19 protein-coding genes are annotated in these 22,906 nt (G+C 60.1%); 13 read left to right on the forward strand and 6 right to left on the reverse strand.

Annotated features, from left to right (window positions below; genetic code table 11):
• Window positions 1-990 carry a malate dehydrogenase gene (locus HF327_RS03610; RefSeq protein ID WP_169106918.1) on the reverse strand — a complete coding sequence of 330 codons (990 nt, stop codon included), beginning with the start codon at window positions 988-990 and terminating at the stop codon, window positions 1-3.
• Window positions 991-1,230: 240 nt separating this feature from the next.
• Between HF327_RS03610 and HF327_RS03615 the strand changes: the two genes are divergently transcribed.
• The 7 genes from HF327_RS03615 to HF327_RS03645 all read left to right on the forward strand — a co-directional run bounded on the left by HF327_RS03615 (window position 1,231) and on the right by HF327_RS03645 (window position 7,203).
• Entirely contained in the window at window positions 1,231-2,022 is a 792-nt protein-coding gene (locus HF327_RS03615; protein ID WP_169106919.1) for a GntR family transcriptional regulator, read from the forward strand.
• Window positions 2,023-2,167: 145 nt separating this feature from the next.
• On the forward strand, window positions 2,168-2,593 hold the full coding sequence (sdhC, locus tag HF327_RS03620; RefSeq protein WP_169106920.1) for a succinate dehydrogenase, cytochrome b556 subunit: 426 nt from the start codon (window positions 2,168-2,170) through the stop codon (window positions 2,591-2,593).
• Window positions 2,594-2,633: 40 nt separating this feature from the next.
• Window positions 2,634-2,999, forward strand: coding sequence for a succinate dehydrogenase, hydrophobic membrane anchor protein (sdhD, locus tag HF327_RS03625; RefSeq protein ID WP_169106921.1), 366 nt, complete (start codon window positions 2,634-2,636; stop codon window positions 2,997-2,999).
• Between the two features lie 33 nt (window positions 3,000-3,032).
• Window positions 3,033-4,838: a succinate dehydrogenase flavoprotein subunit gene (gene sdhA / locus HF327_RS03630; protein ID WP_169106922.1), complete on the forward strand. Its 1,806-nt coding sequence runs from the start codon at window positions 3,033-3,035 to the stop codon at window positions 4,836-4,838.
• 27 nt (window positions 4,839-4,865) lie between these two features.
• Window positions 4,866-5,570, forward strand: coding sequence for a succinate dehydrogenase iron-sulfur subunit (locus HF327_RS03635; RefSeq protein ID WP_099736234.1), 705 nt, complete (start codon window positions 4,866-4,868; stop codon window positions 5,568-5,570).
• Window positions 5,570-5,863, forward strand: coding sequence for an FAD assembly factor SdhE (locus HF327_RS03640; RefSeq protein WP_099736232.1), 294 nt, complete (start codon window positions 5,570-5,572; stop codon window positions 5,861-5,863). The genes HF327_RS03635 and HF327_RS03640 overlap by 1 nt, the downstream gene beginning before the upstream one ends.
• A 29-nt stretch (window positions 5,864-5,892) precedes the next feature.
• Complete coding sequence (locus HF327_RS03645) at window positions 5,893-7,203, forward strand: citrate synthase (protein ID WP_099736231.1); 1,311 nt, start codon at window positions 5,893-5,895, stop codon at window positions 7,201-7,203.
• 333 nt (window positions 7,204-7,536) lie between these two features.
• Here HF327_RS03645 and HF327_RS03650 read toward each other — a convergent pair whose 3' ends face one another.
• Window positions 7,537-8,532: a quinone oxidoreductase family protein gene (locus tag HF327_RS03650; RefSeq protein WP_169106923.1), complete on the reverse strand. Its 996-nt coding sequence runs from the start codon at window positions 8,530-8,532 to the stop codon at window positions 7,537-7,539.
• 123 nt (window positions 8,533-8,655) lie between these two features.
• Between HF327_RS03650 and HF327_RS03655 the strand changes: the two genes are divergently transcribed.
• From HF327_RS03655 to HF327_RS03665, 3 genes are all read left to right on the forward strand, one after another.
• Window positions 8,656-9,954, forward strand: a complete 1,299-nt coding sequence (locus HF327_RS03655) for a DEAD/DEAH box helicase (RefSeq protein ID WP_169106924.1) — start codon at window positions 8,656-8,658, stop codon at window positions 9,952-9,954.
• A gap of 223 nt (window positions 9,955-10,177) precedes the next feature.
• Window positions 10,178-10,606 (forward strand): hypothetical protein, encoded by a 429-nt coding sequence (locus HF327_RS03660; protein ID WP_328701754.1) that lies wholly within the window; start codon window positions 10,178-10,180, stop codon window positions 10,604-10,606.
• A 155-nt stretch (window positions 10,607-10,761) separates the two neighbouring features.
• Window positions 10,762-15,603: a DUF3320 domain-containing protein gene (locus HF327_RS03665; RefSeq protein ID WP_169106926.1), complete on the forward strand. Its 4,842-nt coding sequence runs from the start codon at window positions 10,762-10,764 to the stop codon at window positions 15,601-15,603.
• Window positions 15,604-15,672: 69 nt separating this feature from the next.
• Here the strand turns inward: HF327_RS03665 and HF327_RS03670 are convergent, their stop codons facing one another.
• Complete coding sequence (locus HF327_RS03670; RefSeq protein WP_169106927.1) at window positions 15,673-16,179, reverse strand: hypothetical protein; 507 nt, start codon at window positions 16,177-16,179, stop codon at window positions 15,673-15,675.
• A gap of 120 nt (window positions 16,180-16,299) precedes the next feature.
• Here HF327_RS03670 and HF327_RS03675 point away from each other — a divergent pair, with 120 nt between their 5' ends.
• Window positions 16,300-16,758: a helix-turn-helix domain-containing protein gene (locus HF327_RS03675; protein WP_169106928.1), complete on the forward strand. Its 459-nt coding sequence runs from the start codon at window positions 16,300-16,302 to the stop codon at window positions 16,756-16,758.
• A gap of 86 nt (window positions 16,759-16,844) precedes the next feature.
• Here the strand turns inward: HF327_RS03675 and HF327_RS03680 are convergent, their stop codons facing one another.
• From HF327_RS03680 to HF327_RS03690, 3 genes are all read right to left on the reverse strand, one after another.
• The gene (locus HF327_RS03680) at window positions 16,845-17,987 is read right to left on the reverse strand and encodes a glycerate kinase (RefSeq protein WP_169106929.1); all 1,143 of its coding nucleotides are present in this window, start codon (window positions 17,985-17,987) and stop codon (window positions 16,845-16,847) included.
• 17 nt (window positions 17,988-18,004) lie between these two features.
• Window positions 18,005-19,342: a GntP family permease gene (locus HF327_RS03685; RefSeq protein ID WP_169106930.1), complete on the reverse strand. Its 1,338-nt coding sequence runs from the start codon at window positions 19,340-19,342 to the stop codon at window positions 18,005-18,007.
• A gap of 248 nt (window positions 19,343-19,590) precedes the next feature.
• Entirely contained in the window at window positions 19,591-20,613 is a 1,023-nt protein-coding gene (locus HF327_RS03690) for a GlxA family transcriptional regulator (protein WP_169106931.1), read from the reverse strand.
• 164 nt (window positions 20,614-20,777) lie between these two features.
• Here HF327_RS03690 and HF327_RS03695 point away from each other — a divergent pair, with 164 nt between their 5' ends.
• Entirely contained in the window at window positions 20,778-21,596 is an 819-nt protein-coding gene (locus HF327_RS03695) for a hypothetical protein (RefSeq protein WP_169106932.1), read from the forward strand.
• A 170-nt stretch (window positions 21,597-21,766) separates the two neighbouring features.
• Window positions 21,767-22,882, forward strand: coding sequence for an S-(hydroxymethyl)glutathione dehydrogenase/class III alcohol dehydrogenase (locus HF327_RS03700; protein WP_169106933.1), 1,116 nt, complete (start codon window positions 21,767-21,769; stop codon window positions 22,880-22,882).
• Window positions 22,883-22,906: the final 24 nt, after the last annotated feature.

Genomic DNA, 22,906 nt, shown 5'->3' on the forward strand with positions numbered 1-22,906 from the left:
TTACAGCAGGTGCTTGACGCCGTCTTGCTCGCCTTGCAGCTCAGCCAGAGTCTTGTTGATGCACTCTTGCGAGAAAGCATCAATTTCCAGACCTTCGACGATCTTGTATTCGCCGTCAGCAGTCGTGGTCACGGGGAAGCCGAACACGATACCGGCAGGAATGCCATATTCGCCGTTGGAAGGCACGCCCATGGTGACCCATTCGCCGTTAGAGCCCAGAGCCCAGTCGCGCATGTGGTCGATAGCAGCGTTAGCCGCCGAAGCCGCCGAGGACAGGCCACGAGCCGCAATGATGGCGGCGCCGCGCTTGCCAACCGTGGGCAGGAACACGTTGGCGTTCCATTCCTGGTCGTTGATCATGTCCTTGACCGACTTGCCGTTCACGGAAGCGAAACGGTAGTCTGCGTACATGGTGGGCGAGTGGTTGCCCCACACGGTCAGTTGCTTGATGTCGCCCACGGCGAAGTTGGCCTTGGCAGCCAGCTGGGAAGCAGCGCGATTGTGGTCCAGACGCAGCATGGCAGTGAAGTTCTTTGCAGGAAGATCAGGTGCCGACTTCATGGCGATGTAAGCGTTGGTGTTGGCGGGGTTGCCCACAACCAGAACCTTGACATTGCGCGAGGCCACAGCGTTCAGAGCCTTGCCCTGAGCGGTAAAAATCTGAGCGTTGGCAGCCAGCAGATCAGCACGCTCCATGCCCGGGCCGCGAGGACGCGCGCCAACCAGCAAAGCGTAGTCGGTGTCCTTGAAAGCGGTCAGAGGGTCAGCGTGTGCTTCAATACCAGCCAGCAGAGGGAATGCGCAGTCTTCCAGCTCCATGATCACGCCCTTCAGAGCGTTTTGAGCCTTTTCGTCGGGGATTTCCAGCAGCTGCAAAATGACAGGCTGATCTTTACCCAGCATTTCGCCGGATGCGATGCGAAACAACAGGGCGTAACCGATTTGGCCAGCTGCGCCAGTAACGGCGACACGGACGGGCTTCTTGCTCATGGTGAAACTCCAATATTGGAAAAAAGTGAGATGTTAGGGGCTCGAGGTAACACCAGCGTAACCACCAGTAGCACAAGCTCCGCAAACATGCGGCAAGTGTACTGCTGATTTCAAATCCCAGTCAATTTGTCTTATGTCTTATATAAGATATGATCCTCACCTAGCGGCCAACGCAAACCTGCTTGTAACCTGTTTGTTTTTGCACATTGCATCGCGGAGGCGATCCCTTCAAAAAATACTATGCCCACCCCTCACAACACAGCCCCGGACAACAACGCCAGCAATAACACTGGCGCCGGCGTATCTACCCCAGCATTCAGCCCTCTGTATCAGCAGATCAAAGGCCTGATCCTCCAGGGACTGGAAGCTGGCGAATGGCGCCCCGGAGAACTGATTCCCAGTGAAATGGAACTGGCTGCCCGCTTCAAGGTCAGCCAAGGCACGGTCCGCAAGGCGATTGATGAACTGGCCGCTGAAAACCTGGTCATGCGCCGTCAAGGCAAGGGAACGTTTGTAGCCACTCATGCCGCACAACAGGTTCAATACCGCTTTCTGAATCTTCGCCCCGATGCTGGCGATCTGCAAGGCGAAGGCCGCGCAGAGCGCCGGATTCTCGAATGCCGTCGCCTGCGCGCGCCTGCCGAGGTGGCTCGCGCCCTGGCGCTTCGCACCGGCGATGCCGTCATGCATGTGCGCCGCACCCTGTCCTTCGCAGGAATTCCGACTATTTTGGAAGACATTTGGCTGCCAGGCAACGCCTTCAAGGGCCTGACTGCAGAACAAATGTCGAATTACCAGGGCCCAACTTACGCCATGTTTGAGCTGGATTACGGCGTGCGCATGGTGCGGGCTGATGAAAAAATTCGAGCCGTTCTCCCGGATGCAGAGCAGGCGCAACTGCTCAACATTCCCAGCACCACGCCCTTGCTCAGCGTAGAGCGCACGGCTTACACATATAACGATGTTCCCATGGAGTTACGACGTGGTTTGTACCTCACGGACACTCACCATTACCGCAATGCCTTGAACTGAATCCCCCCGTAAAAGCGTTGATTGCGCCCATTCCCAATCAACGCTATGCAAATTCGGCTAACGGATTCTGCTGCATTGCAATAGAATTTTGTGTCGCTTCGCACTAGCGATTACAACGCAGTTACATCCACGAAAGTACCCTGCCATGACAGAGCAAAAAGCAAAACAGCGGCCAGAGTTCCGCAACATCAACTTCTTCTCGGACCTTCCGACCTATCGCCTGCCCCTGGCTGGCATCGTGTCCATCTTGCACCGCATTAGCGGTTTGCTGATGGCACTCTTGCTGCCGTTCATCATCTGGATGTTCGACAACTCGATCTCGTCGGAAATTTCGTTTGATACCTTCACTTCGGTGTTCGCCGGTCAGTTCGGCTGGTTTGCCAAGCTGGTCTGCCTGGCACTGATCTGGGGCTATCTGCACCACTTCTGCGCTGGCGTCCGTCACCTGGTGATGGACGTGAACCACCACGCTGTGAATAAGCAGACCGGCAAGTCCACTGCTGTTGGCGTACTGGTTATCAGCGTCGCGCTGACCGTGGTGCTGGGCGCCAAGCTGTTCGGTCTGTACTGATCGGCCCCGGTTAACAACATCCCACGATAAGGAAACAACCATGTCCGTGAATTACGGCTCCAAGCGCACCGTTGTCGGCGCGCACTATGGCACCCGCGACTTTCTGGCTCAACGCTCTACAGCTGTCCTGATGGCTCTGTACACCGTGGTACTGCTGGTTCGCTTTTTGACAGTCGGCGGCCCCGTGGGCTACGAGCAGTGGGCTGGCATTTTCGCCCCCCAGTGGATGAAATTTCTGACCCTGGCCCTGTTTGTGGCTCTGGGCTGGCACGCATGGATTGGCGTGCGTGACATCTGGATGGACTACGTCAAGTCTGTGGGCCTGCGCCTCTCGCTGCAAGTGGCCACCATTGTCTGGCTGCTCGGATGCGTCGGCTGGGGCATCCAGGTTCTGTGGCGTCTCTGATTGAGACTCGGTCTCCACGATTGAAGGTTAAGAATGAGCTACTCCAAAGCAAATATCACCAAGCGCAAGTTTGACGTCGTGATCGTCGGTGCCGGCGGCTCCGGCCTGCGCGCCGCACTGGAACTGTCGCGTGCCGGTCTGTCGGTCGCGTCCCTGTCCAAGGTTTTTCCTACACGCTCGCACACTGTGGCCGCTCAAGGCGGCGTGTCCGCTTCGCTGGGCAACATGTCCGACGACAACTGGCACTACCACTTCTACGACACCATCAAGGGCTCTGACTGGCTGGGTGACCAAGACGCCATTGAGTTCATGTGCCGCGAAGCACCGAACGTTGTGATCGAACTCGAACACTTCGGCATGCCTTTCGACCGCAACGCTGATGGCACCATCTACCAGCGCCCATTCGGCGGCCACACCGCTAACTACGGCGAAAAGCCCGTGCAACGCGCCTGCGCTGCCGCTGACCGTACCGGTCACGCCATGCTGCACACGCTGTACCAGCAGAACGTCAAGTCCAAGACCAATTTCTTCGTAGAGTGGATGGCTCTGGACCTGATCCGCAACTCCGACGGCGATGTGGTGGGCGTGACTGCACTCGAGCTGGAAACCGGCGACCTGTACGAGCTGCACGCCAAGGCTGTGCTGATGGCAACTGGCGGTGCTGGCCGTATCTTCCAGGCATCGACCAACGCCTTCATCAACACCGGTGATGGCCTGGGCATGGCGGCACGCGCTGGCATTCCATTGCAGGACATGGAGTTCTGGCAGTTCCACCCCACTGGCGTGGCCGGTGCTGGCGTGCTGCTGACCGAAGGCTGCCGCGGCGAAGGCGCAATTTTGCTGAACAGCGAAGGCGAGCGTTTCATGGAGCGTTACGCTCCTACCTTGAAGGACTTGGCACCACGTGACTTCGTGTCGCGCTCGATGGACCAGGAAATCAAGGAAGGTCGTGGCTGCGGTCCTAACAAGGACTACATCCTGATGAAGCTGGACCACCTGGGTGCTGACACCATTCGCAAACGCCTGCCTTCCGTGGAAGAAATTGGCCACAACTTCGCCAACGTGGACATCACCAAGGAACCCATCCCCGTGGTTCCGACCATCCACTACCAGATGGGTGGCATCCCCACCAACATCAACGGCCAGGTTGTGACTTATGACGGCACACAGAACCGCGTTGTGAACGGCCTGTACGCAGTGGGCGAATGCTCTTGCGTGTCGGTGCACGGTGCCAACCGCCTGGGCACCAACTCGCTGCTGGACCTGCTGGTCTTCGGCAAGGCTGCCGGCAAGCACATTGTGGAATTCGTCAACGGCTTTGGCTCGCACCATGAAGTGCCCGCCGACGGCGCTGACCGCACACTGGCTCGTCTGAACCAGCTGCAGGACTCCAAGGAAGGCACTTACGCCCAGGATCTGGCAGGCGAAATCCGCACTTCCATGCAGACACACGCTGGCGTGTTCCGCACCCAGAAGAGCATGGACGAAGGCGTGACCAAGATCAACGCCCTGCGCGAACGCGTGGGTTCCGTGACGCTGAAGGACAAGTCCATGGTGTGGAATACCGCACGCATGGAAGCTCTGGAAGTGGACAACCTGATCGAAGTGGCACAAGCCACCATGACATCGGCCGCAGCCCGCAAGGAATGTCGTGGTGCACACACCGTGTACGACTACGAGCACCCTGCCGACCATGCCGAATTCCCGCTGGGCCGCAACGACAAGGAATGGCTCAAGCACACACTGTGGGATAGCGCCACGAACGGCCTGTCTTACAAGCCTGTGAACCTGAAGCCCCTGACCGTTGCAAGCGTACCCCCCAAGGTTCGTACGTTCTAATCCAGCAGCCCACGAGAGAAGATCAAAATGAAGCGCACATTCAAAATCTACCGCTACGATCCTGATCGGGATGCCAAGCCTTACATGCAAACCGTGCAAGTCGAGCTCGACGGCCACGAACGCATGCTGCTGGACGCCCTGGTCAAGCTCAAGGAAATGGATCCATCGATCTCGTTCCGTCGCTCCTGCCGTGAAGGCGTGTGCGGCTCGGACGCCATGAACATCAACGGCAAGAACGGTCTGGCCTGCTTGACCAACATGAATACCCTGAAGGGTGACATCGTGTTGAAGCCCCTGCCCGGCCTGCCCGTGGTTCGCGACCTGATCGTGGACATGACCCAGTTCTTCAAGCAGTACCACTCGATCAAGCCTTACCTGCAAAGCGATGTGTACGCAACGCCAAGCAAGGAACGCCTGCAGTCCCCCGAAGAGCGCGAAGAGCTCAACGGCCTGTACGAGTGCATTCTGTGCGCAAGCTGCTCCACCAGCTGCCCTTCGTTCTGGTGGAACCCCGACAAGTTCGTGGGCCCGGCCGGACTGCTGCAGGCTTACCGCTTCATCGCGGACAGCCGCGACACAGCCACGGGCGAGCGCCTTGATAATCTGGAAGATCCTTACCGACTCTTCCGCTGCCACACCATCATGAACTGCGTGGACGTGTGCCCCAAGCACCTGAACCCCACAGCAGCGATTGGCAAAATCAAGGAGCTGATGGTTCGTCGAACCGTCTGATGCTGATGACGAATACTCTGCTCGGTGAACGTGAGCGCGACCTGCTTAAGTGGCGCAGCCGCCGTGGCCTGGTTGAGAACGATCTCTTCATTGAGCAGTTCTTCGCCACCTACGGAAGCCAGCTCACGCAACAAAACGCGGCTGGCATGTCTGCCTTGATGGATCTGGCAGACAACGACCTGATGGATCTTTTCTTGCGTCGCAAGGAACCAGAAGGTCAACTCGACACCCAAGAAGTAAGGGAAGTCCTGGAGATGCTGCGCAAGCGCGTACCCGGCGGCTCACCCCAGTAGGCTAGGCAATTTAGAGAAGGAAGTTTGAAATGAAACTCGCTGACAACAAAGCAACGCTGTCTTTTAGCAATGGCGCCCCTAGCGTCGAATTGCCGGTCTATCAGGGCAGCATCGGCCCTGACGTGATCGACATCCGTAAGCTGTACGGTCAATCCGGCAGTTTCACTTATGACCCGGGCTTCCTCTCTACCGCTGCCTGCCAGTCCGCTATCACCTACATTGATGGCGACAAGGGCGAGCTGCTGTACCGCGGCTACCCTATCGAGCAACTGGCCAAGAACTGCAACTTCCTCGAAACCTGTTACCTGCTGCTGTACGGAGAGCTGCCCAACGAAGCCCAGAAGGCCGAGTTTGAAAACACCGTGACCCAGCACACCATGGTCAACGAGCAGATGCAGTTCTTCCTGCGTGGCTTCCGCCGTGATGCACACCCCATGGCGGTGCTGACCGGCCTGGTGGGCGGCATGTCGGCTTTCTATCACGACAGCACCGACATTACCAACCCTGAGCACCGCAACATTGCGGCGATCCGCTTGATTGCCAAGATGCCTACTCTGGTGTCCATGGCCTACAAGTACGGCGTGGGCCAGCCCTACATGTACCCGAAGAATGACCTGTCCTACGCAGGCAACTTCATGCGCATGATGTTCGGCAACCCTTGCGAAGAGTACAAGGTCAATCCCGTGATTGAACGTGCTCTGGACCGCATCTTCATCTTGCACGCCGACCACGAGCAAAACGCGTCGACATCGACCGTGCGCCTGTGCGGTTCGTCCGGCACCAACCCTTTCGCAGCCATCTCTGCTGGCGTTGCTTGCCTGTGGGGCCCTGCCCACGGCGGCGCCAACGAAGCCTGCTTGAACATGCTGGAAGACATCCAGGCCAACGGCGGCATCGCCAAGGTTGGCGAGTTCATGGAAAAGGCCAAGGACAAGACCAGCGGCGTGAAGCTGATGGGCTTTGGCCACCGCGTGTACAAGAACTACGACCCCCGCGCCAAGCTCATGCAGGAAACCTGCAACGAGATCCTGCAAGAGCTGGGCCTGGAAAAAGATCCTCTGTTCGCCCTGGCCAAGCAAGTCGAGAAGATTGCTCTGGAAGACGACTACTTCGTCTCGCGCAAGCTGTACCCCAACGTCGACTTCTACTCCGGCATCGTTCAGCGCGCTATCGGCATTCCAGTGAACCTGTTCACCGGCATCTTCGCTCTGGCACGTACCGTGGGCTGGATCGCTCAGCTCAACGAGCAAATGGGTGACCCCGAGTACAAGATTGGCCGTCCTCGCCAGCTGTACACCGGCGCCGCTCAGCGCGACGTTCAGCCTATCGGCAAGCGTTAATCACCCTCAAACCCGGCTCGCCGGGTTTGCCAAGGTGCCCAAAAGCCCGCAGCTTGCAAAAGCTGGCGGGCTTTTTTTGAGATTTCAGCTGCATAGCTACAAAAACAGAAGCTGTTAGCGCTCATGATCAAATCACTTCAGCCTCTTTCACCTTCAAAACCAGGGCAGTTCTAGCGCAACCCGCTCACTTATTCATCGCAAGCTGCTTCACTTAGAGCTGCTAACACTACTCAGCAAATCAGAGGTTTGCGTCGAAACGAGGCACGAAGTCGCAGACAGTACAAGCGTACGACAGGCGAAGCAACGACGTATCAAGGGTCATGTTCGCAGCTGTCAAGGCACCAGCAAGATAGGCTGCACGGCACCATGCGCCTCCAGTGCGCGGTGGGCTGCTGCGGCATCTGCCAGCGCAAACTCCTGCGGCTCGCCCATGCGGAAGTGCTTTTTACGCAGCGCCTCAAACACGCGCGCTGCCATGGCTTCGCGCTCGGCAGGCTTTTTCACAAAGTGGAACACCATAGGCCGACTCACGCTGTTTGACTTGGCCGCAAGCCGCGCAATCTCCAGCGCAGGCACCGGGCCGGACGACTGTCCATACATCACCAGCTGCCCGCCAATATTCAAACTGGCCAGCGACCCATCAAAGCTGACCTTGCCCACGGCGTCATAAGCCACATCGACGCCTTCGCCATGCGTCAACTCCAGCACGCGGGCCGCCACATCCTGAGCACCCTCACCCCGGTAGCGAATCACCTCGACACAACCGGCCTGATCGGCCTTTTTCGCTGTCGCATCGCTGCCTGCAGTACCAATCACCATCGCACCCTGCCGGGTGGCCCACTGGCTCAAAATCTGACCCATGCCACCGCCCGCCGCCTGCACCAGAATGCGCGTGCCCTGCCCCACTTGGGCGACGCGGTGCAGCAGCACATCAGCCGTCAGCCCGCGCAGCAAGCTGGATGCAACCAGTGCGTCGCTCAAATCATCGGGCACGGCGATCAGCTCACTGGCCGCAATCACGCGCTCTGCCGCGTAAATGGCATAGGCCGCAGAGATATAACAAACCCGCTCACCCACTTTGAAGCGGCTCACGCCCTCACCGACTTCAGCGACCACGCCCACAGCCTCGATACCGGGCGTGCCAGGCAGCGCCAGCATCTTGTACAGGCCTGAACGCACATAAACATCGTGAAAGTTCACACCAATGCGCGTGTGCTGCACGCGGACCTGACCCGCCGCCAGAGCCTGCGAGGCCACGGGAGCCATCTTCAGCACTTCTGGGCCTCCGTACTCGGTAATCACAATCGCTTGATGCATGGCCTGACTCATGTTTTTGCTCCTTGCTTCTTGAATGGAATGACTGTAGCTTGTCCCTGCGCCCTGCTGCGACGCGGTAATTCCCGCACAATGCGCCTCCTGCACACCGCTATTGATTCTTTTCATCCTGCCTCTATGTCTTTTGCCCCTCTAGGCCTGCGCGCCGAGCTTTTGAATGCTGCCCAGGACCTGGGCCTGCACAACGCAACGCCGATCCAGACCCAGGCCATCCCCGCCGTACTGGCCGGGCGTGACCTCTGGGCCTGTGCGCCCACGGGCTCGGGCAAGACTATGGCTTACCTGATGCCGCTGCTGCAAGGCTGGATGGCGCAAAAGCGCAGCCACACCGGCTTTGTGCGCCCACTGGCCACCCTCATTCTGGTGCCCACGCGCGAGTTGGCTCAGCAGGTGCATGAAAGCCTGAGCGACCTGACGCGCAAGCTGCAAGATCAGCCTCGCAGCCGCGTGGTTTACGGCGGTGTCTCCATCAACCCGCAAATGATGCAGATGCGCGGCAGCGCCGACTTTCTGGTCGCCACGCCCGGTCGTCTGCTCGATCTGGTCAGCAGCAACGCCGTGCGCCTGAATGCTGTTCAACATCTGGTGCTGGACGAGGCTGACCGCTTGCTGGATCAAGGCTTTGCCGAAGAACTCAACCGCCTGCTGGCCCTGCTGCCCGCCAAGCGCCAGACCCTGCTGTTCTCTGCAACCTTCCCACAGAACGTAGAAGCGCTGGCCACCCAGCTGCTGCACGACCCCGTGCGCGTGCAGGTCGATGCTGACAGCACTACCGAACACTCGGCCAGCCCCGAAAACATCACCCAGCGCGCCATTGCCGTGGACAGCCCGCGCCGCGCCCAGCTGCTGCGCAAGCTGGTCAAGGATGGCGAAGGCCAACCCGAGTGGGAGCGTGCACTGGTCTTTGTCGCCAAGCGCCACACCGCAGAAATGCTGGCGGACAAGCTGTACAAGGCCGGCATCTTCGCCACCACCTTCCATGGCGACATGAGCCAGGGAGCCCGCAAAGATGTGCTCGAGCAGTTCAAGTCCAAACGCTGGCAGTTGCTGATCACCACTGATCTGGCCTCGCGCGGCATTGATATTGCGCAGCTGCCTACGGTCATCAACTACGACCTGCCACGCTCGCCCGCCGACTATATTCACCGTATTGGCCGCACAGGCCGCGCCGGACATGCGGGAGCCGCTATCACTTTTGTCCCGCCCGCAGAAACTGCGCACTGGGAGCTGATCTGCAAACGTAACCAGCTCGACATCGCACTGGAACAAATTGAAGGTTTCGAGCCCACCGAAGAGGTGCCGCCACCGCCCGTTGCACAAGACGGTAACGGCGGCATCAAGGGCCGCAGACCCAGCAAGAAAGACAAGCTGCGCGCTGCAGGACTTTTACCAGTCAACGGCACCAGCAAGATCTAAATCTGGCCTCGCATTCAAACCACAAGCCGCAGCAATGCGGCTTTTTTGTGGCCGTTCCTCAGAGAGCTACCCCAGATGAAGACATTTGATTACATCTTCACGGGACTCATTTGTAACTTTACAAAATTGGTCATCGATAAGCTGCAATCAGACGAAGCAAGCTGATTTCTCAACAAGGCAGCCTAAGCGCTGAAAATCGATGAAATGCCCTAAAGTACTTGTGGTGTCATCTCTGTTGATCTTCTGCTCGGCGCTTCACGCTGAGGAGACTTGGTCCCTCAATCTGCATACGTTCAGCCATCACTTCTCGGAAAGAGAACATGGCAAAACATGGAATGGCACCAACCCAGGTCTCGGCCTTCGAAGAGACTTCGGCAATGACTTCTCCATTCAGGCGGGCTTCTACAAAAACAGTCTCAGCAAGTGGAGCACCTATGCCATTGCAGAGTATTCGCCCCTTTCAGTCGGCAGCTTCGATGCAGGCTTGTTTGCAGGCATTCGAACCCACTACAAAAAACCCGTCGAATTCGCTGGTGGTGCGCTCGTCCGGTGGCGTGTCACAGAGCACATCGAAATTACCGGCCGCCTGAGCCCCAAAACCTGCAGCTACTGCTCTGGGTTTGTCAGCGCTGAATTGGGCTGGAAGTTCTGATTGGAAAGTCATGGGGTCGCGCGTGCCAACCACTTTGGGGATCCCGTCTCGGCAAGCCCAAAGGTAACTTGTACCGCTAGCCCAGAGCTTTACAGCGCTGGAGCCATCTACTTTTCCCAGTACAGTCAGTGCCAACTGATTGATCTGGGAAACCCATGTCCGCCAATGAGAATTCAAGCGCAGCCTCTGGCTCGGAAGCCTGCGCGTCTGGCGATGCCATCGCCGCTGCGCCAGTTGCAATCGCTTTGCCCTCCACCCCCATCTCCCGCCAGCTCGAAAAAAGCCGCCAGTCACTGCTGGACCTGTCCACACGCAACCGGCTGCTGAGCCTGCCGCAGGCCGCCACGGCCAAGCTGCTGCACTTTGCCGATGAGTTGACGCCCGAGGTTTATCGCCTGCTGGTGACGGATGGCAAGGCCATGCGCTTTGTGCCGAGCAAGACCGACGAGACTGCGCAGGACCCCACCGAAGCGCAGCCTTCCGTCCTGCCCCAACCCGAAGACGATGCCATCGCAGAACGCGACGAGCGCGGCGTGGCACAGCGCCACCGTGACCTGAAGCTGCAGACGCGCCTTAGCAGCGAAAAGCTGCAGCGCCGCCTGCTGGACATGCATTCCGATGCCCGCACCTTTCTGGAAGAGCAAGGCGTCAACATCCTGTTTCTGGCACTGGGCCATCTGCAATGGTTTGACCGCAATGCGCCAGACAAGCCGCGTTTTGCGCCGCTGATCCTGCTGCCCGTGGCACTGGAGCGCAAAAGCGCTGCCGAGCGCTTTACCTTGAGCTGGCTGCAGGAAGATGCGACTGAAAACCTTTCGCTGGCGGCCAAGCTCAAGGCCGACTTTGGCCTGGAGTTGCCTGAATTCAAGCCCGGTGATGACTTTGACCCTGCCGCCTATCTGGCAGCCGTCAGCACCATGGCGTCTGCCCAGCCCGGCTGGCAAGTGCTGCCCGATGCGATGACGCTGGGGTTTTTCAGCTTTGCCAAGTTCCTCATGTACCGCGACCTGGATGCGAGCACTTGGCCGCCAGAGAAGCGGCTGGATCAGCAGGCGCTGATTACTTCTGCGCTGCAGCATGGTTTCGAGGCCAGCGTGCAGATCTTTCCCGAAGATGCCGATGTGGACGAATTGATTCCCGTCGTCAGCCAGCGCCATGTGGTGGATGCGGACAGCTCGCAATCGCTGGCCATCGAAGCCGTGCGCCGCGGCGAGAATCTCGTCATTCAAGGCCCCCCCGGCACCGGCAAGTCCCAGACCATCACCAACGTGATTGCCGCCGCGATTGCCGATGGTAAGAAGGTGCTGTTCATCTCCGAAAAAATGGCGGCGCTGGAGGTGGTCAACCGCCGCCTGAAAGCCGTGGGCCTTGGCCCCGCCTGCTTGGAACTACACAGCCACCACACCAACAAGCGCAAGGTTCTCGAAGAACTCAAGGCCACGCGTGACCTGGGCCGCCCGCGTGTGGAGCACCGCGACCAGATCATCAACGAGCTGACCCACGTACAGCAGCAGCTCAATGCGCACAGCGAGGTCATGCATCAGGCGATGATGCCCTGCACGCTGACGCCTTATCAAATTCTGGGCCAGCTGGCAAAGCTCGATGCGGTGCAAATTGCCCACCTGCCCGACTTGCTGCAAGGTGCTCAGGACTGGACACCCACGGACTTTTCTGCACGCCAGCAAACCGTGCAGGCGCTGCGCCAGGCCGCCAGCAAGGTCATGCCCGTTCAGCAGCATCCATGGCGCGGCGTCCGCCACCCCGCCCTGCTCAAAATGGATGCCGAACGCTTTGCCCAGCAACTACCTGCTGTGCAGAATTTTCTGCAGCAGATGCTACAAAATAGTGAGCAACTCGCGCAATCACTGAATGCGCTAACGCCACAAAACATTCAAGGTATTGAAGAGCAGATTGCACTCGCTCAGCAACTGGCCTCTGCGCCCACGCTAGACAGGCAGTCTGTCGCCAGTGCCATCTGGAGCCATGGCCTGGGCCAGTTGCAAAAGTTGCTGGAAACGGGCCTGCAATTCAGCCAGCAGGCACAAGGCCTACGCAGCCGCTTTGCAGAGTCGGCCTGGAACCAGGACTGGAACAGCGCCCGCCAAAGCATTGCCGCCCATGGCGATTCACTGTTTCGCCTCTTCAACGGCGGCTACCGCCAGGCGATTGCCAACGTCAAGGCGCATCTCAAAGAGGCGCTCCCCAAAACCAAGACCGAGCGTATTCAGTGGCTGGATGCGCTGCTGCAGGCACAAGGACTGCGCCAGACACTGACCCAGCAAAGCGCCGATGGAACGGCCGCCTTTGGCCAGCTCTGGCTGGGCGAGCAAAGCGATTGGAGCCAGCTGCAGGCGGTGCTGCGCTGGATGAGCGGCCCGGACGGTCAAGGCCGTAGCGAGTCCTTTCGTCAGCTTTATGCCCAGCTGCCATCGCCTGCGCACTGTGCGGAGCTGGCCGCAACAGCGACAGCATCGCTACAAAGATTTGAGCAAGCAGCGTCGGCCATGCTCTCCAATTACCAGTTAGATACGCCAGAAGCCTTTGGTGCTCCAGCGCTATCCGGCATTGCTTTTACCGCACTGAATGCGCGACTGGCACAGTGGATAGCCCAGCCCGCCGCCCTGCTGGACTGGACCCAATACCACGCCACCCGCGAGCAGGCTCGCGCCTCGGGGCTGGCCCCGTTGGTCGAGCAGTTGGAGCTGGACGCCATCACGCTGGATGCCATGTCGCCCAGCTTTGAGCGCGCCTATTACGAAGCACTGCTGCGCCAGGCCACACAGACGCATCCTGCGCTGGTGGCCTTTAACGGCGACCAGCACAGCCAGAAGGTGCGCCAGTTCCGCGCACTGGATATCGAACGCATTGAACTGGCACGCGCCCAGTCCGCGCTATCGCATTACGAACAGGTGCCGCGCACGGCCTCTGGCATCGGGCCGCTGGGTGTCATCAACGGCGAGATTGCCCGCAAACGCGGCCACATGCCGCTGCGCAAGCTGTTCAAGCTAGCGGGCGAGGCGGTGCAGGCCATCAAGCCGGTGTTCATGATGAGCCCGCTGTCCGTGGCCCAGTTTCTGGAGCCTGGCGCGGTCGAGTTCGACCTGCTGGTCATTGACGAGGCCAGCCAGATCGAGCCTGTGGATGCGCTGGGTGCCATGGCCCGCTGCAAGCAGCTGGTGGTGGTGGGCGATGACCGCCAGCTGCCGCCCACGCGCTTCTTCTCGCGAATGACCAGCGAGCAGGACGAGTTCGACGACGACGATGAAGAGCAGCTCATCGCCGGCGCCGCAGATGTGGAAAGCATTCTGAGTCTGTGTCTGGCCAAAGGCATGCCCCAGCTCATGCTGCGCTGGCATTACCGCAGCCGCCACCAGTCGCTGATTGCGGTGTCCAACCAGCAGTTCTACAACAGCGGTCTGTTCATCGTGCCCAGCCCCTACACGGCGCGCGCGGGCATGGGCCTGCGTTTTCACCACATCCCTGAGGGCCGGTTTGACAGCGGTGCCACGCGCATCAACCGCATCGAGGCCCAGACCATTGCGCGTGCCATCATGGCGCACGCACTGCAAACACCTCAGCTCAGTCTGGGCGTGGCGGCGTTCTCATTGCAGCAAAAGATCGCCATTCAGGATGAGCTGGAGTTGTTGCGCCGCCAGCAGCCCGAAGCCGAGTCTTTCTTCGTCGCCCACCCCAATGAACCCTTTTTCATCAAGAACCTGGAAAACGTGCAGGGCGACGAGCGCGATGTGATCTTTATCTCGGTGGCCTATGCACGCAACGCCCAAGGCTATCTGCCCATGCGCTTTGGCCCTGTCAGCGCCGATGGGGGTGAACGCCGCCTGAACGTGCTGATCTCGCGCGCCAAGCAGCGCTGCGAAGTGTTCTCCTCCATCACCGCTGACGATATTGACTTGGAGCGCGGCAAAGGCAAGGGCGTTGCCTCGCTCAAGGTGTTTTTGCAATACGCCGCCACGGGCCAGCTGGCTGTGGCGAGCATCAGCGGACGCGATCTGGAATCGCCACTGGAAGAAGATGTTTACGAGGCGCTGACCGCGCAAGGCCTGCAGATCGAAACGCAGATTGGGATTGCCGGTTTCTTTATCGACCTTGCCGTGGTGGACCCCAAACAGCCGGGCCGCTATCTGCTGGGTATCGAGTGTGATGGCATGAGCTACCACCACAGCCGCTCCGCCCGTGACCGTGACCGTCTGCGCCAGTCGGTGCTGGAGAGTCAGGGCTGGAGATTGCTGCGCATCTGGGGCTGCGACTGGTTCCGCCAGCCACGCGCCGAGACGGAAAAAGTGCTGGCCGCCGTGCAGCGTGCGCAGCAAAACTTTGAGCCCAATCTGCCGCAAGCCCAGACTCCACCTGCGCCAGCAGCTATGGAAGTGATAGAGCGTGAAGCCATAGAGGCAGAATCTGCGGAAGATACCGGCAGCCGCGGCAAGGACGCGCCCGAATCCGTCTATGCCGAGGCACGCCTGGATGTGCCACCCAGGGATCTGCACAGCCTACCGACCTCGCTTCTGGCGCAACTGGTGCTGCAGGTGGTGGAGCAGGAAGGCCCGGTTCACTTCGACGAGCTCACCACGCGCATGCGCACCCTTTGGGGTCTGCAACGCGCGGGCAGCCGCGTACGCGATGCGCTGGATGCCGCCCGCCAATCGCTGCTGGCCGACGGCGTCATCACCGCCGAAACCGACTTTCTCGATCTGCCGGGCCGCACGGTGCGCGTGCGCGACCGCTCTGCCCTCAGCTCGGCCAATCTGCGCCGTCCCGACTGCCTGCCGCCCTCAGAAGTGCGCCAGGCCATCAAGCAGGCGCTGCAGTCCAGCCTGGGCGGCCAGCGCGACGAGCTGCCTGCGGCCGTAGCGCGCATGCTGGGACTGAACGCCGTCACCGCCTCGGTGCGCGAGATGATTCTGGGACAGCTCGATGCACTGCACCACAGCGCCGAGGTCCGATTCAACGGCACGCTGTACCAGTTGCCTGCCTGATTGGAGACTTGCAGAAAAAACGCCCTGAGATCTTCAGGGCGTCTGGCATGCCTGTCATGCAAAACAGCTTCAGCCCTTGTCCACCTTGTGGTCCTCGCTCTTGGCATCCTCCATGGCTTCGGGCTCCAGCTCTTCGGCAGAGCGGTTCAGGTGCACGAATAGGCCCCAGCCGCCCATCAGAACGCCCACCGACACCAGCAAGGCAGCGGAATACAGCAGCTTCTCGGGCTCTTCCTGCGCCTTGAAGGTGGCCACCAGACCCTCTATCGCCAAGGCCACCACGAGCACCACCATGAAGCGCGACAGAAAACGGCGCACCCGCGTCGGGCCGCTGATATGGGCATCGCGCATCACCTCTTCTTCCATGACGGTCTGCGCAATCTGCAAGGCCACGACCCCGGAGGCCAGCGTACCCAGCGCTTCGACCAGGTGCAGCGTGACACTGCCCTCCATACCGCCATGAACCACCTGCCAGCCTTTGCTGGCCGCCACCCAGACCAGGGCCACGGCGGCAAGCGCGAACAACAAGGCAATCAAAGAATGCAGGGCAATAAAAACAGCGTGCAGAATTTTCATGGGTGCGCTCCTGGGTACTTCGTCGATATTTGCACTACAGCCCTGGTCTGCTCGTAGGGAATTGTCAGTAGCAGCACCGGCAAGCCCGGGATCAGCCTTCAGGACCACTACCATTGGCATATGCCTCGCCAGAACACCAGCCCCGCAGACTTTCCGCCAGCCATCCTTGCGCAGATCGAGCAACTTGCCCAGAGCATCGTGGCCCAGCGCAAAAGCCGGGGGGAGACGCAGGCCCAGTGGGCGAGCAAACTCGGTATCTCTCAGCCGACCATGGCACGAATTGAGCGCGGGGACCCGGCGGTGGCGATGGCGACTTATGTCTCTTGCCTGTGGCAGCTCAACCCGGCGCTGGATCTGGGGCAATTACTCCCGGCCAAAGAGAGCCAGGCATGTGCCCCAAACGCTTCCATTACCATAGCTGCTAGCGCAATCAGTACCAAGGCTAGAAGCCAAAAAGACTCCAAACTGCAAAAAGAAGTCTCTAGCAAGGCCGCCGCCATAGAACAGCAAGCGCAGATTGAACGCAACTTTGCGGCGGCCAAGGCGGCGCTGGATTTCTTCAAAAGCCCGCCATTTTGAAGTTCTGAAAACAAAAAAACCCGGCCTGCGCTAGCGACCGGGTTTTGGCTTTGGATAACACTTGGCAAAGCGCCTGGTAAAGCGCTTCAGCCCATGCGCTGCCCCATGGCCAGCACGGCGGCAATATTGCGTGCCGATGAGCGCACATTGTGCTCGGCCTCGGCCAGCGCGTCTTGCAAGGTGCAGATACGGCTGAGCACGCTGAAGATGGCGTCAATGCCATACTCATGCACCACTTGCGCATTGGCACCCAGACCACCGGCAATGCCAATGACAGGTTTGCCAAACTGCTTGGCCACGGTGGCCACACCAAAGGGCGTTTTGCCGAAGATGGTCTGCTGGTCAATACGGCCTTCGCCGGTAATGACCAGGTCAGCATCACGCACAGCAGCTTCCAGACCCACGGCACGCGCAATGATTTCGCAGCCAGGGCGTAGCTGCCCTTTGAGGAAAGCCATCATGGCCGCGCCCATGCCGCCTGCGGCACCAGCACCCGCCACGGCATCCACGGCCACACCCAAGTCGCGCTCGATGATGGCCGCAAAGTGCTTGAGGCCGGCATCCAGCGACTGCACCATGTCAGGCATTGCACCTTTTTGCGGGCCAAAGATGGCCGATGCACCGCGCTCGCCAGTCAGCGGGTTGTCCACGTCGCAGGCCACTTCGATCTGGCATTCGGCAAGGCGCATGTCCAAGCCGCTCATGTCAATGCGCGCCAGCTGAGCCAGCGGCGCACCGCCGCGTGCCAGTTCAACGCCTTGCGCATCCAGCAGTTGCACGCCCAGCGCCTGCAACATGCCAGCGCCGCCGTCATTGGTGGCGCTGCCGCCAATGCCCAGAATCAAGTGGCGGGCACCCGCATCCAGCGCAGCGATGATCAACTCACCCGTGCCGTAGCTGGTGGTGATGTTGGGATTGCGCTGCGCGGGTGGCACCAGGGCCAGACCGCTGGCCGCAGCCATTTCGATCATGGCGGTGCGGCCGTCGCCCGTCAGGCCGTAGAAGCCGGTGATGCGCTGGCCCAGCGGGTCCGTCACTACGACGTCAACCTGACGGCCCTGCGTGGCTTCGACCATGGCTTGCACCGTGCCCTCGCCGCCATCGGCCATGGGCACTTTGACGTATTCGGCGTCCGGGAAAATTTCCTTGAATCCCAGCTCGATCTGCGTGGCCACTTCCAGCGCGGACAGGCTTTCCTTGTAGGAATCGGGGGCGATCACAATTTTCATGATGCAGTCCTACCGGTTCAGAGCATGAAGGCGCTGGCCACCCAGATGCAAGCAAAACTGACCATGCCCATGACGATGGTGGAGGTGGTGAACACGCGCAGCGAGTCTTCCATTTCGATCTGGGAGAACTTGGTCACCACCCAGAAGTAGGAGTCATTGGCGTGCGACGCCACGATGGAACCAGCACCAATGGCCAGCACCGCAAAGATGCGGCCGGTTTCTGAATCCAGACCAAAGGTGGCAAGACTTGGCGCAATGATGGCCGCCGATGTCAGCGCAGCCACGGTGGACGAACCCTGTGCCGTCTTGAGCAGCGCAGCAATGATGAACGGCACCAGCAGGCCGATAGAGGCATTGCCCAGAGCCTGGCCCAGTGCGCCACCCACGCCGGTTTCTTTGATGATGGCTCCGAACATGCCACCTGCAGCCGTAATGATCAGCGTGGGGCCGGACTTGATGATGGCCTCTTCCAGCACGGCGCTGAAGTCACCCTTTTTGCCGCCGTTGCAGGCCAGCAGCCACATGCCGCACAACATGCCTACCAGCAAGGCGACAGGGGGGTTGCCCATGAAGTGAAAAATGGTGGCAAAGCCATCTTTGTAGCCCAGTGTGGTGAGCAATGTAGAGATGGAGATCAGCACCAGTGGCAGCACCACGGGCAGCAGGGAGAAACCGAACGATGGCAGGTTGGCGGTGGATTGCTGCTCGCTGTCTTCAGCCACGGCAGGTGCGTAGTCTTTGCCCTTGCACATCCAGTTGGCCCAGTAGTAAGCCGCCAGCAGGCCGGGAATGGCAAACAGCACGCCAGCCAGCACCAGCAGACCCAGATTGGCATTCAGCGTGGTGGCTGCGGCCAGTGCACCGGGGTGCGTGGGCACCAGGCAGTGCACGGCATACAGCGATGTCCCCAGAATGGACGCGATCAGCGGCATGGGCACCTTGGAGCTGGCGCTGATGCTGCGGGCGATGCCGCTCAGAATGATGTAGCCCGTGTCACAGAAGATGGTCAGGCCGGGGATGAAACCCGTCCAGGCCATGGCGGGTCTGGCATTTTTTGTGCCGGCCAGATTCAGGATGTGGGTGGCAATGCTCAGGGCACCACCACTTTTTTGCATACATACGGCAATCGCAGCACCAAAGATGATGATGAAGGAGATACCGCCCAGCGTGTTACCAAAGCCGGTCTTGAGCGCATCCGTCACCTTGGGAAGGGGCAGGCTGGTGCCGAACACCGCCAGCAGCAGCGAGACGGCAAACAGCGCGCCAAAGACGTTCGCTTTAAGTTTGGCCGTGAGAAAAATGATGGCCAGAATACTCAGGACCACCAGAATGGAAGAGATAGCAATACTGCTCATGATGATTTTAGATAGCTGAAATTCGGGTCACACGCCCATGCGTCATTCGCAATGGGAACGGATACCGGAGCGACGTCAGAGTCCCGGGCATCTCCGTGTGAATCGCTGCGAAGGGCTCAAAGCACCTGCAGCAATGGCGGCGCGATTATAAAAGTTACAGGCGACCATGAAGGCTCATGCTCACTTACCCATGAGTCAGCGTCACATATAGAAGAGCACCCCGTCCCCTACCGCCGTTTTATGGTCCATCAATCCCCGAAGCGTTCCCGGTAAGCCACAGGCGTAATGCCCAGCTTCTTGACAAACAGGTGGCGCAACGCCTGCTCCGAGCCCAGGCCCACATGGGCGGCCACGGTCTTCAGCGGCCACTGGCTTTGCGCCTCCAGCAGCTGCTTGGCCGCTTCAAGCCTTGCGTTTTCTACAAAGGCCGATGGGCTTTGCCCTGTTTCCTGCTGAAAGACACGGCGAAAGTGGCGCTCGCTCATCGCCGCCTGCTCGGCCATTTGGGCCAATGTCACGGGCTGATTCAGATGCGCCAGCAGCCATTGCTGCACCGCCTGCACCCCCCGGTGCTGGGTGGATTGCGCGGCCAGCGGTACGCTGAACTGGGACTGGCCACCGGGGCGCTTGAGATACATCACCAGATCCCGCGCCACCTCCAGCGCCAGCGCATGACCAAAGTCCTGCTCCACCACGGCCAGCGCCAAATCAATGCCTGCAGTCACCCCAGCCGACGTCCAGATCTGGCGCTCGCCATCGCTGTCTTTCACATCGTCGCGCACATAAATGGCATCGGCATCCACCTGCACACGCGGGTAGCGCTGGGCCAGCAGCTTGACCACGCTCCAGTGCGTGGCAGCACGGCGCTCGTCCAGCAAGCCGGCCTCGGCCAGAAAGAAGCTGCCCGAGCACAGGGCAATCAGGCGCGGCACACGGGCGGCCATGGACTGCAGCCACTGCACCAGCTCACCCGATGTGCCCAGCACCGTCTCGATATGGCGCGAGCCCACAACGATCACCGTGCAGCCCGTGCCGTTTGCAGCCAGATCACTCAGCGACTGCGTGGCCTGCAGCGCCATCAAGGTATCGGACTGCACCACACCCTGCGCCGCCGATGTAATGCGCACCTCATACCCACCCTGCTGGTCACGGGCGCGCAGGTGGATATTGGCGTAATCGAAGACGGACATGGGGCCTATGGCCTCCAGGGCCTTGAAGCCCGGGTAGACGACCAGATCAATGCGGTGCGCGCCAGCGTGGCGGTGTTCCATATCAAAAATAAGAGCTTAAAGCGCAGGTGGATAAAGAGCTACAGGCCTTTATTGATAAAGCTGCAGCAAAGAGTTGCCACTATACGCAGACCCGCCATTGCATCGGCGCGCCCGCCCGAGCAACCACCGCTACAGTTGTGGAATCCCGTGCTGAGAGATACCCCATGATTCCTGGCCCCTTGTTTTCCTGGCCGCAGCTTTTGCTGTTGCTCTACCCATTTGTTGCTGTGCTGCTGGGAGCCGGTCTGCTGCTCTACGGCCTGAGCTGGAAGCTGCGCAACCGGCATCTGCCTGCCGATCAGCGCCCACGCTTCTGGCGCGCCAGCACCATGGTTTTCAGTGTGATCGCCGTCGTGGGTTGCCTCTGGGGTGTGTTTTTACAGTTCAAAAGCTGGCAGTTTCAGCAAGACTTCGCGTTGCAAACCCACTATCGCCAAAGCCGCCAGCAGTTTGTGCTGCCGCAGGACTTTCAATATGGCGAGCTGCTGATCCCCAAGGGCAGCCTGATCAACCGCTATGACGCCTTTGACAATGGCGAGCCCCAGCGCCCGCTGCGCATGAGCCGGCTGGATGCCGTGCGCTTTGCCCATCCGGTACAGGTCGCGGGCACCTGGGCTTCGGCCATGAACGGGGGCGTGCTGGAGCTGGTCCGCGATCAGCGCATCGGCCCGGTGTTCCATTTCGATGACAAGGCCCAGGATGGCTATGGCGGCTGGGTTCTCGACCCGTCGCGCCCTTATCTGGAGTGCAAGAAAGGCCAACAGGCACGCTTCAATGTTCCGCTGATCGACTACGACATCGTGGCCGAATTCGGCAAACCCGAGCCCGACGGCCCCGATGCGCGCTTCAAGCCCAGTCAATGGGCGGTGACGGAATGCACGGACAGTGAGCCCATCGAAGTCAAGCCTGCCTACACCGACAAGGGCCCGAAAGAGACACAGACCGAGGTCTGGGGGCCGCTGCAGCCGAGCAGGGAGGACTGAGACGCCCTGAGGTGCCGTGAGATAGCGTGATCTGCGGCCAACATGGCTGTGCCTGCGGCCATTGCGCTGGGTGAGCGCACTCACATGTTCTACAGTCGAGGTTTCGCAAAGCGAAGCACGCAACGCCCTTTGGCGGCTTCGCTTTCCCCGCCTTCTACAGAAAGACCATCATGAAATCACGCGCCGCCGTTGCCTTCAAAGCCGGAGAACCCCTGCAAATCGTCGAGATCGACGTCGCGCCACCCCAAAAGGGCGAAGTGCTGGTCAAGATCACCCACACCGGCGTCTGCCACACCGATGCCTTCACCCTGAGCGGTGACGACCCCGAAGGCATCTTCCCCGCCGTGCTGGGCCACGAAGGCGCAGGCATTGTGGTGGAAGTCGGCGAAGGCGTGACCAGCGTCAAGCCCGGCGACCATGTGATTCCGCTGTACACCGCCGAATGTGGTGAGTGCCTGTTCTGCAAGAGCGGCAAGACCAACCTGTGCACAGCCGTGCGCGCCACCCAGGGCAAGGGCGTGATGCCCGACGGCACCACCCGTTTCAGCTACAACGGCGAGCCGATCTACCACTACATGGGCTGCTCCACCTTCAGCGAGTACACCGTGGTGGCGGCCGTCTCGCTGGCCAAGATCAGCCCCGATGCCAACCCCGAGCAGGTCTGCCTGCTGGGCTGCGGCGTGACCACGGGCCTGGGTGCCGTCAAGAACACCGCCAAGGTGCAACCCGGCGACACCGTGGCCGTGTTCGGCCTGGGCGGTATCGGTCTGGCCGTGATTCAGGGCGCGCAGCTGGCCAAGGCCGGTCGCATCATCGCTATCGACACCAACCCCGGCAAGTTCGATCTGGCCAAGACCTTCGGTGCCACCGACTGCGTGAACCCTAAGGACTTCGACAAGCCCATCCAGCAAGTCATTGTCGAGATGACCGGCTGGGGCGTGGACCACAGCTTCGAGTGCATCGGTAACACCAACGTGATGCGCGCGGCGCTGGAATGCGCCCACCGCGGCTGGGGCCAGTCCGTCATCATCGGCGTGGCCGGTGCCGGTCAGGAAATCTCCACCCGCCCCTTCCAGCTGGTCACTGGCCGCAAGTGGATGGGCACGGCCTTCGGCGGCGTCAAAGGCCGCAGCGAGCTGCCCGGCATGGTGGAAGACGCGATGAGCGGCAAGATTCAGCTCGAACCCTTTGTGACCCACACCATGGGCCTGGCCAAGATCAACGAAGCCTTTGACCTGATGCACGAAGGCAAGTCGATCCGTTCCGTAGTCAACTACGCTGAATAATCAAAACCATAGCTGCTAGCGCCT

The organism is Comamonas suwonensis (assembly GCF_012844455.2).
In the GTDB taxonomy this organism is placed as follows: Bacteria; Pseudomonadota; Gammaproteobacteria; order Burkholderiales; family Burkholderiaceae_C; genus Comamonas; species Comamonas suwonensis.